Annotated in this window: 17 protein-coding genes and 1 tRNA gene; 10 read left to right on the top strand and 8 right to left on the bottom strand. The window is 63.5% G+C overall.

Translation table 11 applies throughout. The annotated features are described in order from the left end of the window. The first annotated feature begins 349 nt into the window (after positions 1–349). The 3 genes from AC01FP_RS07370 (at position 350) to AC01FP_RS07360 (ending at position 1,176) form a co-directional block, all read left to right on the top strand. Positions 350–409 (top strand) — tRNA-Val (locus tag AC01FP_RS07370). Positions 410–518: 109 nt separating this feature from the next. After that, positions 519–833: a nucleotidyltransferase family protein gene (locus tag AC01FP_RS07365; RefSeq protein ID WP_474479217.1), complete on the top strand. Its 315-nt coding sequence runs from the start codon at positions 519–521 to the stop codon at positions 831–833. After that, a complete protein-coding gene (locus AC01FP_RS07360) occupies positions 820–1,176 on the top strand; it encodes a HepT-like ribonuclease domain-containing protein (protein WP_474479216.1) in 357 nt (118 codons plus the stop codon). Before AC01FP_RS07365 ends, AC01FP_RS07360 begins: the two co-directional genes overlap by 14 nt. Before the next feature lie 112 nt (positions 1,177–1,288). Here the strand turns inward: AC01FP_RS07360 and AC01FP_RS07355 are convergent, their stop codons facing one another. Continuing rightward, a complete protein-coding gene (locus AC01FP_RS07355) occupies positions 1,289–1,546 on the bottom strand; it encodes a hypothetical protein (RefSeq protein ID WP_322766143.1) in 258 nt (85 codons plus the stop codon). Between the two features lie 47 nt (positions 1,547–1,593). Here AC01FP_RS07355 and AC01FP_RS07350 point away from each other — a divergent pair, with 47 nt between their 5' ends. Together AC01FP_RS07350 and AC01FP_RS07345 are read left to right on the top strand one after the other, a co-directional pair. After that, positions 1,594–2,043 carry a protein phosphatase gene (locus AC01FP_RS07350; RefSeq protein WP_474479215.1) on the top strand — a complete coding sequence of 150 codons (450 nt, stop codon included), beginning with the start codon at positions 1,594–1,596 and terminating at the stop codon, positions 2,041–2,043. Next, positions 2,043–2,669 carry a 2OG-Fe(II) oxygenase gene (locus AC01FP_RS07345; RefSeq protein WP_474479214.1) on the top strand — a complete coding sequence of 209 codons (627 nt, stop codon included), beginning with the start codon at positions 2,043–2,045 and terminating at the stop codon, positions 2,667–2,669. Before AC01FP_RS07350 ends, AC01FP_RS07345 begins: the two co-directional genes overlap by 1 nt. Here AC01FP_RS07345 and AC01FP_RS07340 read toward each other — a convergent pair. From AC01FP_RS07340 to AC01FP_RS07330, 3 genes are all read right to left on the bottom strand, one after another. Beyond that, complete coding sequence (locus tag AC01FP_RS07340) at positions 2,660–2,821, bottom strand: hypothetical protein (protein WP_474479213.1); 162 nt, start codon at positions 2,819–2,821, stop codon at positions 2,660–2,662. The genes AC01FP_RS07345 and AC01FP_RS07340 overlap by 10 nt on opposite strands. A gap of 119 nt (positions 2,822–2,940) precedes the next feature. After that, complete coding sequence (locus AC01FP_RS07335; RefSeq protein WP_474479212.1) at positions 2,941–4,233, bottom strand: mechanosensitive ion channel family protein; 1,293 nt, start codon at positions 4,231–4,233, stop codon at positions 2,941–2,943. Continuing rightward, on the bottom strand, positions 4,230–5,489 hold the full coding sequence (locus AC01FP_RS07330; protein WP_474479211.1) for an extracellular solute-binding protein: 1,260 nt from the start codon (positions 5,487–5,489) through the stop codon (positions 4,230–4,232). Before AC01FP_RS07330 ends, AC01FP_RS07335 begins: the two co-directional genes overlap by 4 nt. A gap of 266 nt (positions 5,490–5,755) precedes the next feature. Here AC01FP_RS07330 and AC01FP_RS07325 point away from each other — a divergent pair, with 266 nt between their 5' ends. The 4 genes from AC01FP_RS07325 to ppk2 all read left to right on the top strand — a co-directional run bounded on the left by AC01FP_RS07325 (position 5,756) and on the right by ppk2 (position 10,244). Beyond that, on the top strand, positions 5,756–8,536 hold the full coding sequence (locus tag AC01FP_RS07325) for a valine--tRNA ligase (RefSeq protein WP_474479210.1): 2,781 nt from the start codon (positions 5,756–5,758) through the stop codon (positions 8,534–8,536). Between the two features lie 41 nt (positions 8,537–8,577). Then, complete coding sequence (gene vapB / locus AC01FP_RS07320) at positions 8,578–8,814, top strand: type II toxin-antitoxin system VapB family antitoxin (protein ID WP_474479209.1); 237 nt, start codon at positions 8,578–8,580, stop codon at positions 8,812–8,814. Beyond that, positions 8,811–9,221 (top strand): PIN domain-containing protein, encoded by a 411-nt coding sequence (locus tag AC01FP_RS07315; protein ID WP_474479208.1) that lies wholly within the window; start codon positions 8,811–8,813, stop codon positions 9,219–9,221. The genes vapB and AC01FP_RS07315 overlap by 4 nt, the downstream gene beginning before the upstream one ends. A 201-nt stretch (positions 9,222–9,422) precedes the next feature. Then, positions 9,423–10,244 (top strand): polyphosphate kinase 2, encoded by an 822-nt coding sequence (gene ppk2, locus AC01FP_RS07310; RefSeq protein ID WP_474479206.1) that lies wholly within the window; start codon positions 9,423–9,425, stop codon positions 10,242–10,244. A gap of 49 nt (positions 10,245–10,293) precedes the next feature. On the opposite strand, the gene AC01FP_RS07305 is transcribed toward ppk2, so the two are convergent. From AC01FP_RS07305 to AC01FP_RS07295, 3 genes are read right to left on the bottom strand one after another with little or no spacing between them, the layout of a single operon-like run. Next, positions 10,294–11,007, bottom strand: coding sequence for an ATP-binding cassette domain-containing protein (locus AC01FP_RS07305; RefSeq protein WP_474479205.1), 714 nt, complete (start codon positions 11,005–11,007; stop codon positions 10,294–10,296). A 2-nt stretch (positions 11,008–11,009) separates the two neighbouring features. Continuing rightward, on the bottom strand, positions 11,010–12,203 hold the full coding sequence (gene devC, locus AC01FP_RS07300; RefSeq protein WP_474479204.1) for an ABC transporter permease DevC: 1,194 nt from the start codon (positions 12,201–12,203) through the stop codon (positions 11,010–11,012). Continuing rightward, complete coding sequence (locus AC01FP_RS07295) at positions 12,200–13,303, bottom strand: hypothetical protein (RefSeq protein WP_474479202.1); 1,104 nt, start codon at positions 13,301–13,303, stop codon at positions 12,200–12,202. Before AC01FP_RS07295 ends, devC begins: the two co-directional genes overlap by 4 nt. Positions 13,304–13,411: 108 nt before the next feature. Here AC01FP_RS07295 and AC01FP_RS07290 point away from each other — a divergent pair, with 108 nt between their 5' ends. After that, complete coding sequence (locus AC01FP_RS07290) at positions 13,412–14,047, top strand: TVP38/TMEM64 family protein (protein WP_474479201.1); 636 nt, start codon at positions 13,412–13,414, stop codon at positions 14,045–14,047. On the opposite strand, the gene AC01FP_RS07285 is transcribed toward AC01FP_RS07290, so the two are convergent. After that, positions 14,023–14,223, bottom strand: coding sequence for a hypothetical protein (locus AC01FP_RS07285; protein ID WP_474479200.1), 201 nt, complete (start codon positions 14,221–14,223; stop codon positions 14,023–14,025). The two genes, AC01FP_RS07290 and AC01FP_RS07285, sit on opposite strands and share 25 nt — an antisense overlap. Positions 14,224–14,323: the final 100 nt, after the last annotated feature.

Raw genomic sequence — 14,323 nt, 5'->3', positions numbered from 1 at the left:
GCAAAAGAATCACCAAAGGAGCCCAGCAAAGGGGAAGGGTTGCCAATCCAAGGAGGAACCAGTAAAGACGCGGCCGCTTCGTTTTAGCCCTAAGGCGGCGATAGGCGAAAGGCGACGCCACCATCCCTATAGGGCCGGCAACTAAGAGAGCTAAGAGACCTGTAACCACGTCCGACTTTTGAACCTGCATTGCAGCGCAAAACCCTTGTGAATTGCCTTGGACCCTACAGAATTTTGCCCCAATCACTTTGAGCTTGTCTATAAAGGCAAGCAACAGACGCAAAGTCCATTTCCCCCAGATTTCACCCCACGCCTTCGCGTCTCGCTGAGAGCCATTGTGCTGGAGTCGATCTGAGCTTCAAGCGCCTGCCTTACAAGCAGGATGTCGCTGGTTCGAACCCGGCATCGCGCATTTTTAATTTTTAGGAGTTCAAGGTTCCAGGTTTGGAGGAGCTAGCGCCTTAGGCTGGGGGTAAGGAGCCCTGCGGTGACCTAAATATCCGAGCACAATGGGGTCTATGAGCTTCTCTCTCCCCCAGCCCGAGCTCGACGCCATCGCCGCTGCCTGCAAGCGCCACCACGTGGCACGCCTGCATGCCTTTGGCTCGGTGCTGCGGGCCGACTACCGGCCAGGGGAGAGCGACATCGACCTGCTGGTGGAGTTCCAGCCGCTCGACGCCTCCAGCCTTTACAAGACCTACTTCGCGTTGCTCAACGATCTCCGGCAGAGCCTGGCCCCTCGGGTTGACCTGGTTATGGCGGATGCCGTGCGCAACCCCTACATCCGGCAGTCGATCGAAGCCAGCAAGCGCGAGATCTATGCCGCCGCGTGATCCCAGCGCCTACCTAAGCGACATCCTGGAGGCGGCGGCAGCCATCCAGGAGGCCACCGGCTCCATTGACGAAGACACTTACACCAGCACTCGTCTGATCCGTTCGGCCGTGGAGAGGGAGTTCACGATCATCGGCGAGGCGCTCCGGGTGATCGCGCAACGGGATCCTGAGATTTTCGCTGCCATCCCAGAGGGCAGGCAGATCATCGACTTTCGGAACCTGCTCACCCACGAATACTTGAAGGTGAGTGACCGTGTGGTTTGGGGTGCGGTTCAGACCGATCTGCCGGTGCTCATGGAGCACTGCACCCAGCTGCTCAATCGCTTGTCGCAAAGGCAGTGATATGCGGGCTCTGCATTACCAGCAGGCCAACGCCGCACATCAGCCACCAGGGAAGCCTGGCGGCTGTGGGCTTCTGCAAAAGGAATGGGCATCGGCGCTCCTGTGGGGTGCGTCAGCCCTCTGGGAACAGCAGGCTGGCGAGCTCGTCGGCATCTACGTCGTAGACACGGGCGAGGCTGGTTTCGATGGCGCTGGTCACCTCGCCGGGCAGAAAGCGCATGGCGTTGAGGGCGTCGTCAGCGATCTCGTCGGTGAGCAGGGTTTCTTCGCCGTCGAGCTTTTCGTCGTTGATCACTGCCATTACCCAGCTCTGGTAGGCGTACACGAGATCGCTGAACTCCAAATCGGGGTCGTTGAAGTCGAGGGCCATGGGTGCGGCAGTTACATGCCCCTGCAGTCTGCCGGCAGCTGGGCAGGATGGCAGGCATGAATGCCATCAACCTGCAGGCAACCCTGTTTGATTTCGCCATTAGCGAGCTGGTGCGGCAGCACCGCGAGAGCTTTCAGCCGCTCTGGAGCGCTGAAAGCTGGGCCAAGCTGTTGATCTGGTTGGCGCTCAATTGCGGTTGCAGCGGCGAGCGTGAGTCGCTGGAGGCCTATGCCGAGGCGCTGGGGCCAGGGCTCACCGGTCGCATGCGGCGAATCTTCTTTGAGCGCGAGCTGGAGGATTTGGAGCTGCGGGTGCTGGCCGATCCCGCCGAGCCCCAGGTGTTGGTGCTGCCCTTAGGGCCCGCTGGGCCCCTGGATCATGGGCGGGTGGCGGCGGCGCTGGAGCGGCTGGGTCTGCTGGCAAGGGTCGCGGCGGAGCCGCAGCGCTGGCAGCAGTTGGAGGCGGCCCTGGCCCTTCCCTGGCAGGAGCGTTCCTGATGAATCTGCTTGCTACCTATCGCAATGCCGGCTTCGAGGCCCTCGCCGATGGGGTGATGGCTTTTTATGAGCGCCGGGTTGACCTGCGGCGGCCCGGGGTGGCCTTTGGCCCTGGCGGCAAAACTGAGCCCGCCAAAATTTCCACCGACATCAGCCTGGTGGCCATCGACCGCTCCGATCCTGAGGCCTTCGCCCTGGCGGAGGTGATCCTGCGCGGCGTAACGGCTGGGCTGGAGCGCTACCTGCAGGAGCGGGCCCTCTTTCGCCAGTGCTGCCCGGAGCAGGAATTGTTTGTAAATCCGATCTTCAACCTGCAGCGCTACGCCCCTGGTGAGGGTTTCAAGCGCTGGCACTGCGACTGGACAATCAGCGACGAGGCCACCGAACCGGTACATCGCGTGCTGGCCTGGATTCTTTATTGCAACGACGTGCCCAAGGGAGGCACGGAGTTCCATTGGCAGGATCACCACGAGCCGGCTGAGCGGGGCAAGCTCGTGATCTTTCCGGCTGGTCCCTCCCACATCCACCGGGGCAGGGTCAGCGAGGAGCACAGCAAAACGATCGCTACCGGCTGGATCAATGCCGGCAGCTACCAGACCTACCTGGGCCGGCTCGCTCAGGCCTGATCGGCAAGCTCCCAGGTTTTGGCAGCCCAGGCCAACTCACCCACATCCCAGCCGAGGTTGTCGAAGTTGCGCAGGGCCAAGGCGTTGTCGCTATTGAAGCCAGCTTGGGCGGCTACTTCGGCTAGGCCGGCGGCGGTTGTTACTCCGCGCAACTGGCGTTACAGATCTTAGTTGTTACGAACTGCGCCCAGGAGGTCTTCAATCATAGATTTAAGAGACACTTAGATAAGTTTAGGACCTTAGGCGCCTGCGAATGGTGTGCTCGCTGATTTTAAGGAGAGCGAGAAATTACCTGCTGAATTCGCAGTCTCTCTTCAGACACTGAATTTTGATGCCGCTCCGGTGGCCACTGCATGGAATACTCCACATGTTGTGGAAAGGGGATTTCAACGCTGTTGTCTCGGAAGGCCTGCCAAATTGCCTGGTTAACCTCGCTACAGATACCCACGTTGTCCATCGGGTTGGCGATCCAGAAGCGCAGGCCGTAATTAATAGCGGAGTCGCCGTAGTTCAGCAGTAGGGCTTTGGGGGCTGGCTGGGGAAGCACTCTTGCCACCTCTAGCGCTGTGGCCTCGAGTAGGGAAATAACTTCCGCTGGGTTGTGGTGATAAGCGGCGCCAACGTTTACCTGACTGCGGCGCATGCGGTCGCTAGCGGTGTAAGTGGTGGCGGCTTCTGTGAAGAAGGTCTGGTTGGGGATTAGGAGTTCGGCGTTGTCGCGGTCGCGCCAGAGCAGGGTCGCCCGCAGCCCCAGCTTGCGCACCTCGCAGGGGTCGCCATCGAGCATCAGCACTTCGCCGGGCCGCACCGATCCTTCGAACAACAGCCAAATGCCGCTCACGAAGTTGGAGAACACCTCCTTGATGCCGAAGCCCAGCCCCACCGACAACCCACCGGCCACCGCGATAAGGGCCGTGGTGTTCAGCCCTAAGTCAACCGCCACAGCCACCAATCCGATCCCCACCACCGCGTAGCGCAACATCAGCTCCATGGCCTTGCGGCTGCCTTCGCTCATACCCACCGCTCGCTGCATCAACCAGGCCAGGCCCGCTGCCGGCGGGCCGCAGCCCACAAGCACTAGGTAGATCACGAGCAGCGCCTGAAATAATTTCCCTGCGCTGATGGCCACCCCGGATACTTCGCCGAGGGGAGCTACGGCCAAGTCGTTCAGGCTATCGACCTCGCTGATCAGAGCAAGGGCCGCCACCAGCAGATAGGCCGGTCGCAGTAGTCGGCTGTTTAATTGATGCACCCGCTCTTCTGGTAACCAGCGCCTCAACAAGCGGTCCAGCAGGTGCAGTCCGTACCAGCCCAGCCAGAGGATGCCCAGTAGCAGCGCCAGTCCGTGGGGTAGCCCCAGCGCCGCTAACACCCAACTACTGAGTGCGATCAGGCTGAGTCCTAGCGGTGCACACAGCGCAGCTGGCCAGCGGGGCAGCAGCTTGCAAAGCCGCTCTTGGTGCGTGCCGATCATCACGACCAGAACCACCGTCAACTGCAGCAGCACGGTGGGCCGCTCCAAGTAGCCCAGCCAGCCAAGGATTTCAAGCAGCAGCTCTCTCATGGTTTCCTCTCGAACACGCGGATCAGCTCACTGGTGGCTGAGTGGGGACTCACTTCGCCGAACACCAGCTTTGTGATCAGGTTCTGGATGCGTTTGAAGCGTGGGTCGTCGTTCTGAAGCCTCTCCACCATGGTGGTGCTGCGTTGTCCTGCGGTCTGGGAGTCGACCATGGCGGCAAGGGTGAGGGAGCTCTGTACGGGAACCTTTACGAAACGGTTCGCCGGCAGAACGGTCTGGGACCCGAGCGTGAGGCTGCGTTGCACCAACGGGTTAATACTGAAGCGGCCGAAGGCTAGGGCTCGCTTGCGGCCGGCCGGGCTGGAATTGCGGCCCAGGGCCAGCACCCTCAGACGGTTCACAGGACTGGGCAGGCCGCCGGGCCCCCTGGGCAGACTGGCCACACCAAGGGCCGGGCCGAGGCTTTTGCGGATTCTTGGCAGGTTGACACTCGCACATGGGATCCAGTCGAGTCGGCCAGCGCTGAACTCCTGAACTGCCGACGCAGGGTCGGAATAGAAGGTCACGCGCTGCTGGTTGCTGGCGTTTTGCAGCCAGGCCAACCAGCGGACAATGCTGTCTCGTTCCTCCGGGCTAGGGGGCTCCCCCGCTGCCGCTCGGTTTAGGCCGTTGAGAGCACCAACGCTGCCGGCTGTCCAGAACAGATTGGCGAAGTCCACACTCAGCCCGATAGAGTTGCCTAGGGCGCTGGCATCTAGAAGCTCATTGAGGGTGGAGGGCGGATTCGGCAGGCGTTGACGATTGAAGCAAGCCACCTGTGTTTGGATCAGGATGGGAAGACCGGCTAGTTGTTTGTTACCTGCACGCAGCCGATTTAAGTCTTGCCTGTTCAAGAGGGCTTCTAGTTCCGGGGTGATTGGATATGGGTCCACCAGCCCCCGTTCCATAAGTTTGCGGGCAGTGTCGCCATTGACGTACATCAGATCGGGGCCGAGCCCTGCCTTGGTGCGCCGTTTCATCGCCTCGGCAATTTTGTCTTCGCTGTAAAGAGCAAATTGAAAAAGCGTCGCCGAGTAAATCTGGCGATATGCGGCAAAGAGCAATCTCATCCGGATGCGCAACTCTTCCACCAGTTCGGTATCGATGGTCTGTTCGGCGTTGGTGCCGATCGCCATGTAAACGAAATTGGGCAGCTCCAATTTGCCGCTGCAGCCGGTCATGGAGAGGCCGCATAGGAGGCTCAGTAGCAGTCCCTTGCGCTGATGCGACCTGAGGCGGAGAGCCGGAAGCAGGGCCATGGACTAGGTACGTCCTTCCATTGTCTCCCGCCTTGCCCGTTTTGAGAGCCTGGTCAAACGTCCGAACCGTCGCTTGTGACCGAGGCCACCGCGCCGCAGCGGGTGCTGGTGCTGCTGATCGCGTCCGGGGGTGGCCTTCGGTCCTGAGGGTGAAGGGGGCGACACAGCCTGCTGAAGAAGGAGATCAAGGGTTGTCCAATCAGATCGCCGGCAAGGAGCCTGACGCGGACCCTTTGAGACGATGGGGCCCCGCAAGCCCCATCCCCGTGCCCGAGGCCAACCTACCCAAGACCTACGACCCGGCGGGCACGGAAAGCCGCTGGCAGCAAGCTTGGGAGAGCAGCGGCGCCTTCCACCCGGATCCCGCTGCCCCCGGCGAGCCATTTTCTGTGGTGATTCCGCCGCCAAATGTCACCGGCAGCCTGCACATGGGCCATGCCTTCAACACCGCCCTGATCGACACGATCGTGCGCTTCCAGCGCCTGCGCGGCAAAAACGTCTTGTGTTTGCCGGGCACCGACCACGCTTCGATCGCCGTGCAGACGATCCTCGAGAAGCAGCTCAAAGCCGAAGGCAAACGCAAAGAAGACCTAGGCCGCGAAGCCTTTCTGGAGCAGGCCTGGGCCTGGAAAGCCGAGAGCGGCGGCACGATCGTGGGCCAGTTGCGCCGGCTCGGTTACTCGGTGGATTGGCGGCGGGAGCGCTTCACGCTCGATGCCGGCTGCAGCGCCGCCGTGATCGAAGCCTTTAATCGCCTGCATGAGCAGGGGCTGATCTACCGGGGCGAATACTTGGTGAACTGGTGCCCGGCCTCGGGTTCGGCGGTGAGCGATCTGGAGGTGGAGATGAAGGAGGTGGACGGCCACCTCTGGCATTTCCGCTACCCGCTCAGCAGCGGTGCCGCCGCCGATGGTCGCACTCACCTGGAAGTGGCTACCACTAGGCCCGAAACCCTGCTGGGTGACACGGCCGTGGCGGTGAACCCCAAGGATCCGCGCTACGTCGATCTAGTGGGCCAGACCCTCACCCTGCCGCTGGTGGGGCGCCAGATCCCGATCGTGGCCGACGACCACGTGGATGCGGAGTTCGGCACGGGCTGCGTCAAGGTGACCCCGGCCCACGATCCCAACGACTTCGCCATCGGCCAGCGCCACAACCTGCCGCTGATCACGGTGATGGCCAAGGACGGCAGCATGAATGAAGCGGCCGGCCGCTTCGCTGGTTTGGATCGCTTCGAGGCTCGCCAAGCGGTGGTGGCCGCCATGGAGGCGGAGGGTTTCCTGGCGCGTGTGGAGGACTACCGCCACAGCGTGCCCTTCTCAGATCGCGGCAAGGTGCCGGTGGAGCCCCTGCTCTCCACCCAGTGGTTTGTGAAAACCGAGCCCCTGGCGGCCCGCTGCCGGGAGGCCCTCGAGAACGCCGATCCCCGCTTCGTGCCGGAGCGCTGGAGCAAGGTGTATCGCGACTGGCTCACCGACATCCGCGACTGGTGCATCTCCCGTCAGCTGTGGTGGGGCCACCGCATCCCCGCCTGGTTTGTGGTGAGTGAAACGGGCGGTGTGATCACCGACAACACGCCCTATGTGGTGGCCCGCGATGAGTCGGAAGCCAGGCTCAAGGCGGAGGCCCAGTTCGCTGGGGGTGTCCATGCCCATCCGGTGGTGCTGGAGCAGGACCCCGACGCCCTCGATACCTGGTTTTCCAGCGGCCTGTGGCCTTTTTCCACCCTGGGCTGGCCGGATGCCGATGCTGCCGACTTGGAGCGCTGGTATCCCACCAGCGTGCTGGTGACGGGCTTCGACATCATCTTCTTCTGGGTGGCCCGGATGACGATGCTGGCCGGCGCCTTTACGGGCCAGATGCCCTTTAGAGACGTGTACATCCACGGCCTGGTGCGGGATGAACAGAACCGCAAGATGAGCAAGTCCTCTGGCAACGGCATCGACCCGCTGCTGCTGATTGAACGCTATGGCGCCGATGCCCTGCGCTTCGCCCTGGTGCGTGAGGTGGCTGGTGCCGGCCAGGACATCCGCCTCGACTACGACCGCAAATCCGACACCTCCGCCACGGTGGAGGCCTCGCGCAACTTCGCCAACAAGCTCTGGAACGTCACCCGTTTCGCTTTGATGAACCTGGGGGGCGAGATGCCCGCTTCGCTGGGCGAGCCGGATCCGGCGGCGCTGCAGCTGGCGGATCGCTGGATCCTCTCGCGGCTGGCCCGCGTCAACCTTGATACGGCTGAGCGCTACGGCAACTACGGCCTGGGCGAGGCGGCCAAGGGGCTGTATGAGTTCGCCTGGAACGAGGTGTGCGATTGGTATGTGGAGCTGATCAAGCGGCGGCTCAACCCAGGTGAAAACCCGAGCCCAGCAGCCCTTGCCGACCAGCGCACCGCCCGCTCTGTATTAGCCAAGGTTCTTGGCGAGTTGCTGGTGATGCTGCATCCGCTGATGCCGCACCTGAGCGAGGAGCTTTGGCACGGCCTCACTGGCCAGCCAGAGAGCAGCTTTCTGGCCCTGCAGAGCTGGCCGGCGCTTGATCAGGCCGCTCTAAACGATCAGCTTGAAGCCCAGTTTGCCGAGCTGATCGAGGCGATTCGGGTGGTGCGCAACCTGCGGGCAGTGGCGGGGCTCAAGCCCAGCCAGAGCGCGCCGGTGTCGTTTGTGACTGGCCGCGCTGAGCTGGCAGCCCTGCTGCAGGAGGCCAGCCCTGATATCACGGCCCTCACCCGAGCGGAAAGGGTGGAGGTGCTCGATCCCGCCTCCGCCGCCGCCAGCCCTGCCACCAAGGCTCTGGCTGGCGTGAGCGGTGAGCTGCAGGTGCTGCTGCCGATTGAGGGCTTGGTGGATCTGGCCGCCTTGCGCGGCCGCCTGGAGAAGGACATCGCCAAAGCCGATAGGGAGATCAAGGGTCTGGCGGGTCGCCTCGCCAATCCAAATTTTGCAGATAAGGCCCCACCTGAGGTGGTGCTCGAGTGCAAGGCAAACCTGGCCGAAGCCGAATCCCAGGCCGAGCTGGCTCGCCGGCGGTTGGCGGATCTGGGCTGAAAACCGCCTAGGATGCACCTGTACATCCAAGCCCTGTTGCCATGGTCACCACCCGGTTGTTCCGCAATGGCCATTCCCAGGCGGTTCGCATTCCTGCCGCGCTCGCCTATCCGCGCAGCGACATGGAGCTCGAGATCGAGCGGGTGGGCGACGAGCTGCGCCTCCGCCCTGCAGGCCGGCCGATTTGTGGTGCCCTGGCGGCCTTGGCCCGGTTCTCCCCTGGTTTCATGGCAGCGGGCCGCGGCGATCAAGAGCAGGCCAGACGGGAGAGTCTGTGAGCCTGAGCCCCCTCTACCTGCTCGACACCAACATCTGCATCTATCTGATGAAGCACCAGCCTCCCCAGGTGGCTGACCGCTTCGCGGCATGCCGGGTGGGCGAGGTGGTGATTTCGGCGATCACGGCGGCGGAGCTGGAATTTGGCGTGATCGCCTCAGGGGCGGAGGCTGAGCGCAACCGTGAGGCCCTGGATCAGTTTCTCTTGGAGATCCCCGTGGCGCCGTTCGATGGCCAGGCTGCGGCTGCTTACGGGCCCGTGCTCTGGGCGACCCGCCTGCGCCGCCGCGATGCTCTCGACAAGTTGATCGCGGCCCACGCCCTGGCCCTGGGTGTCGCCCTGGTGACCAACAATCCTGTCGACTTCCAGGCCTACGCGGAGCTTCGGATCGAAAACTGGGTGGACTGAAGCAGTTTCCCGCCGCCATCCTCTGAAAATCGGACGTTGAGGTTGTCCGTGAACGCCGATCCCATCTGCAGTCCCGCGATATCGCGTCACCGTTGCTTCGTCAGATCGCCAAAGACATCGGGTTGAAGGTCAAGCACCTTCGTCGTGACTATCCTGAGGGATGGGCCGTCTGCCTGGGGCTGCTGTTCGATCGCAACGCACATGAGCAAGAAGCAGGGTCCATTGCCCGTCGAGACGATCGAGGAGATGCAGAATGATCTTCCCTACGACGAACCGATTGGCAAGAAGGACTACAAACGAGACCTCGAATCGCTGCAGATCGAATTGCTCAAGGCGCAGCGTCACATCAAGGCTGTCGGACAGCGCGTCGTAATTATATTTGAAGGTCGCGATGCGGCGGGCAAGGGTGGAGCGATTAAGCGCTTTCGCGAGCATCTGAACCCTCGTGGTAGTCAACATGTCGCGCTGCCGAAACCCAACGATGCTGAAGTGACCCAGTGGTACTTCCAGCGCTATGTCCCGCACCTGCCATCGGCAGGAGAAATCACGATGTTTGACAGGTCCTGGTACAACAGGGCCGGCGTGGAGAAGGTGATGGGCTTCTGCACGCCTCAGGAGCATGCCCTCTTCCTCCGACAGGTTTCCGCCTTCGAACAGTCACTTGTCAGTAGTGGAATCATGCTCTTCAAGTTGTGGTTCACCGTGTCGCAGGGTCGACAGAAGCTTCGCTTTGATGACCGGCGTGAGGATCCGCTCAAGCAGTGGAAGATGTCGCTCACCGACGAGATCAGCGTGGCGAAGTACGACGAGTACACCAAAGCTCGCAACGAGATGCTGCTTGCCACCGACACCCTCTTGGCGCCATGGACGATCATCAACTCAAATGAGAAGAAGAGAGCTCGTCTCGGCGCCATCCGTAGCGTTCTCTATGCACTGGACTACGAACATAAGGACCACGACATCGTCGATGCGCCCGATCCACGGGTCGTGCGTACGGCACACTCAATCTTTATCGACAACTGAGCTGGAGATCGGTGCACAGCAGGGATGGCTGGTCTGCGGCGCGCGCCGCTCAAGCTACAGATACCAGCCGGCCGTCCTCCAGGCTCACCACTCGGTTAGCGATGTCGATGATCTTGTTGTCGTGGGTCACCATCACGATCGCCGCCCCCTGCTCGTCGGCCAGCTGGCGAAACAGCTCCACAGCCATCCGGCCCGAATCCTTGTCGAGGGCGGCAGTGGGCTCGTCGGCCAGTAGCAGCTGGGGCTGGGGCGCCAGGGCACGGGCGATCGCCACCCGCTGCTTCTGGCCGCCGGAGAGCTTGTCGGGGTAGTAGCCGCTCCGCTCGGCCAAGCCCACCTCGGCCAGCATGACCGCGCAGCGTTCATCCATCGCCGGCCGGCCTCGCTCCAGCCAGTCGGGGTGCACCTCCAGGCCTACCCGCACGTTTTCGAGGGCAGTGAGATAGGGCAGCAGGTTGTGGGCCTGGAAGATGAAACCCACCTGGCGACGCAGCCGGGTGAGGGTGGTCCGATCAGCGTGCAGAAGCTCCGATCCCAGGATGCGCAGGCTGCCGCACTGGGCCGCCCGCAACCCGCCCAGCATGGTGAGCAGGGTGGTCTTGCCCGAACCCGAGGGACCGGTGAGGATCAGGATCTCGCCTGGCTGCACGCTCAGGCTGATGTCGTGGAGCACCGGCTTGTCGGCCCCCGCCTCCACGAAGGCGTGGTCGAGGTGCTCGACCGTAATCAATGGTGCAATCAGGGATGTGATTGGTGGCGCCATAGTCAGAAGATGTCGGCTGGATCGAGGCGGCGCAGCTTGGCGGTGGCCAGCCAGCCCGACACGCCGCACACCCCCAGGGTGAAGGCGAACACCAGCACCGCTCGGCCGGCGCTCATCACCACCATCAGTGAGGTGGAGCGGGCCAGGAAGCCGTAGAGCCCCAGCGAGAGCAACAGGCTGGGGGCGAAGGCCAGCAGGGCCAGGATCAGTGACTCCTGCAGGATGATTCCCACCACGAAGCCGTCGTCGTAGCCAATCGCCTTGAGGGTGGCGTACTCCGTTAGGTGATCGCTTACGTCGGAGTAGAGGATCTGATACACAATGATGCCGCTCACCACTAGACCCACCAGCACTCCCAGGCCGAAGATCAGGCCGAAGGAGCTGTTGCGGCGCCAGTAAGCCTCCTCGGCGGCGGCCAGCTCCTCAATTGTGAACACCTTCACCGAGGGATCGAGGAAGGTGGCCAGGGTGGCCTTCACCCGCAGCGGGTCTACGCCTGGCTGCAGTTGAATCACGCCCATCTGGATGTCGTCGGCGCTCTGGTTGGGGTAATAGTTTTTGAAGTTGGTGCTTGATGTCACCAGGTTGATATCGGCAGCGAAGGTGAGCCCCAGCGAGAACAGCCCGGTCACCACCGACCGCACGCCGCCCAGCTCGGTCTCGTAGCTGCCCTCGCGCCGCACCGTGGCGGCCACTGGACCGGCGTTGGCCTTGGAGCGCACATCGAACAGCAGGGCATCGCCGCGCTGCAGCAGCAGCCGATCGCTGGCCAGCTCGGGCAGTCGCAGAGCCGGGTTCTCCGGCGCGATGCCGAAGACCAGCGCCTGTTTCTGCTGGCGGGTGTCGCTGTTGAGCCACTGGCTCAGGCCCAAATACAGCGGTGTAACCGCCTTCACCCCTTCCACCCCCAGGGCCTGGGTGAGTCGGGCACGGGGAAAGTTCACCTGCTCACCCAGGTAGAGGTAGCGGCCGCTAACCATCACCAATTCGCCGTTGATCTGCTGGATCGGGCGCTTCTGGCTGTCGTATAGGCCGCCGGAGAGCCCCAGCTGGAAGAACACCAGCACGTTGGCGAAGCTGACCCCGGCGATGGCGGCGGCCAGGCGCATCGGCCGGTGGATCGCCTGGCGCCAGGCCAGGGGCGTGCGGCGCAGCACCAGGGGCAAAGGCGGCAGGCGCGGGATCTTGAGGCTCATCGCGGGCTCGGCTGCGACAGGCCGCTCTGTTCGCGCCGCTGCTGCTCCACCAGCTGATCCAGCCGCTGGCGCTGCTCGCGCTGCTGCTCGGGCGTGAGTGGCTCGAACAGCACGTTCACCTGCAGGTAGTTGATGGCGCTTGCCATCGCGGCCGCCTCCGGCCCCAGGCCGATCTTCACCTCAAACACCCGCCGGTCGAGGTTTTCGCCTGCCTGACCACTGAACACGCTCTGGCGGCTCACCTGGCGGGCGATCTCCACCACCTTGCCCTCCATCTGTTTGCCGGGGAAGCCATCGGAACTGATCACCGTCCGCTGGCCCAGGCTGATGCCGCCCCGGTCGGTCTGGTACACCTCGGCGATGACCCCCATGCGGCTGCTGTCGCCCAGCTCAAGAATGCCCTCATCGCCCACCTTGTCGCCCGGGTAGGCGTTGATCTTGAACACCGTGCCGCCGAAGGGCGCACGGATCGTGGCCTTGGCCAGTTCGGCCTGATCGCGGGCCAGGGTCGCCCGCGATTCGTCCCGTTCGGCCCGCAGGGTGGCCTCGTCGCTGAGGGCCTGCTCCAGGTTGGCCCGGCTGGTGCTCTCGATCGTGATCCGCCGGTCGCGCACCTCGGCGCTGCTGGCCCCCTGGGCGTAGAGCTGGCTGTAGCGCCGCAGCTCCACCGTCGCCTGGGTCAGCTCGGCCCGGTAGCGGCTGATCACGCTGGCCTGGGCCGTCACCTTGCGCTCCGCGACCTGCACCGCCGCCTGGGCTTCCCGCACGCTGCGATCGAGGCTCTGGGCGCTGTCCATCACCGCCAGCACCTGGCCTTTGCTCACCTGCTGGCCCTCCTTCACCCGCAGCTCGCGCACGGCATCGTTGCTGAGCGAGGCCGGCACCGACAGCTTCACCACCCGATCGAGCGGCTCCACCCTCCCCAGGGCGGCGATCCGCCGCGGCAGGGGCTGCTGCTGCTGGGTCTGCTCAGCCTGATGCCGCTGGTTCTGCCGCACCGCCAGCCCGATCCCCACACCGGCCAGGGCCAGGGCCGCCAGGCCGGGCACCAGCCAGCGGGGCCACGGTTTACCCGCTGCGCCCGAGGGGCGGATTGGCATGGGAGCTTCTCTTTCTCTACCCGTTGTAGAGCGGGTGGCGGCCGCCGACTAGGACCCGCCGATCCAAGCTTCACGCTGCAGGATGGCTGTTGCTGCTTCCGTTCATCCATGCCCCTCCCCGGCGACTGGCTGAATCCTGAGACGACAGCCAAGTTGCTTGACCTCCTGCGCTCCCCTGCAGGCGCCCTGGCCTTTGTGCCCCTCTACGCGCTCTGGGTAACCCTGCTGCTGCCGGGGGTGTGGGCCTCGATGCTGGCTGGCGCCCTGTATGGCACCTGGTGGGGCAGCTTGATCGTGTTTGTAGGGGCCTGCCTGGGGGCCGAGGCCGCTTTTCTGCTCGGCCGCACCTGGTTGCGCAATTGGGCCCGGCGGCGGCTGGCGGCGGTGCCGAAGCTGCTGGCGATCGAGCAGGCGGTGAGTCGTGAGGGCCTGAAGCTGGTGCTGCTCACCCGCCTCTCGCCGGCCTTTCCCTTCTCCCTGCTCAATTTCGCCTATGGCCTCAGTGAGGTGAGCCTGCGCGACTACTCCATTGGCTTGATCGGCATCCTGCCCGGCACGATCCTGTTTTGCGGCCTGGGAGCCCTGGCCGGTGATGTGGCTCGTTTCGGCGAGGTGCTTTCCGGCGAGGCCGATGCCGGCACCTGGGCCCTGCGCATAGGCGGCCTGCTGGCCACCGTCGCCAGCGTTTGGCTAGTTGGTAAGGCGGCGCAGCGGGCGCTTCAGGGTTCAGAACCTGGTGTTTGATTTGGATCCAAGTGATCTGAACCGGCCAGCTGCCAATCCCGCAGGGCCGCGATCAGCACAAACCAGGCCAACCGCAGACGGGAAAACAGACCCGATTTGGCGGCCAGCTGGTCGTATTTGGCGCGGCCGCACTCCGTCTTTATCCAGCGGTAAGCCTGCGGATGGGGTTGCTCCATCAAGCCATCTTGCCGGGCGCAGCGCTAATGGACCCTCGAAATCAAGCGACTGAAGGAAACCCTGAATTTTGATGAGGAGGGATCTACGGCTGAAGTGATC

This window comes from Cyanobium sp. NIVA-CYA 375, assembly GCF_056108345.1.
Note: the sequence above shows the minus strand (reverse complement) of the source record. Positions and strands in the feature narration are given on the sequence as shown.

What these genes read in the sequence shown, in the direction of transcription:
- AC01FP_RS07285 (WP_474479200.1), bottom strand. Translation starts at nt 14,223, where the DNA reads ATGGAGCAACCCCATCCGCAGGCTTACCGCTGGATAAAGACGGAGTGC.
- ppk2 (WP_474479206.1), top strand. Translation starts at nt 9,423, where the DNA reads ATGAGCAAGAAGCAGGGTCCATTGCCCGTCGAGACGATCGAGGAGATG.
- vapB (WP_474479209.1), top strand. Translation starts at nt 8,578, where the DNA reads ATGGTCACCACCCGGTTGTTCCGCAATGGCCATTCCCAGGCGGTTCGC.
- AC01FP_RS07350 (WP_474479215.1), top strand. Translation starts at nt 1,594, where the DNA reads ATGGCAGGCATGAATGCCATCAACCTGCAGGCAACCCTGTTTGATTTC.
- AC01FP_RS07355 (WP_322766143.1), bottom strand. Translation starts at nt 1,546, where the DNA reads ATGGCCCTCGACTTCAACGACCCCGATTTGGAGTTCAGCGATCTCGTG.
- AC01FP_RS07345 (WP_474479214.1), top strand. Translation starts at nt 2,043, where the DNA reads ATGAATCTGCTTGCTACCTATCGCAATGCCGGCTTCGAGGCCCTCGCC.
- AC01FP_RS07365 (WP_474479217.1), top strand. Translation starts at nt 519, where the DNA reads ATGAGCTTCTCTCTCCCCCAGCCCGAGCTCGACGCCATCGCCGCTGCC.
- devC (WP_474479204.1), bottom strand. Translation starts at nt 12,203, where the DNA reads ATGAGCCTCAAGATCCCGCGCCTGCCGCCTTTGCCCCTGGTGCTGCGC.
- AC01FP_RS07305 (WP_474479205.1), bottom strand. Translation starts at nt 11,007, where the DNA reads ATGGCGCCACCAATCACATCCCTGATTGCACCATTGATTACGGTCGAG.
- AC01FP_RS07360 (WP_474479216.1), top strand. Translation starts at nt 820, where the DNA reads ATGCCGCCGCGTGATCCCAGCGCCTACCTAAGCGACATCCTGGAGGCG.
- AC01FP_RS07295 (WP_474479202.1), bottom strand. Translation starts at nt 13,303, where the DNA reads ATGCCAATCCGCCCCTCGGGCGCAGCGGGTAAACCGTGGCCCCGCTGG.
- AC01FP_RS07335 (WP_474479212.1), bottom strand. Translation starts at nt 4,233, where the DNA reads ATGAGAGAGCTGCTGCTTGAAATCCTTGGCTGGCTGGGCTACTTGGAG.
- AC01FP_RS07330 (WP_474479211.1), bottom strand. Translation starts at nt 5,489, where the DNA reads ATGGCCCTGCTTCCGGCTCTCCGCCTCAGGTCGCATCAGCGCAAGGGA.
- AC01FP_RS07290 (WP_474479201.1), top strand. Translation starts at nt 13,412, where the DNA reads ATGCCCCTCCCCGGCGACTGGCTGAATCCTGAGACGACAGCCAAGTTG.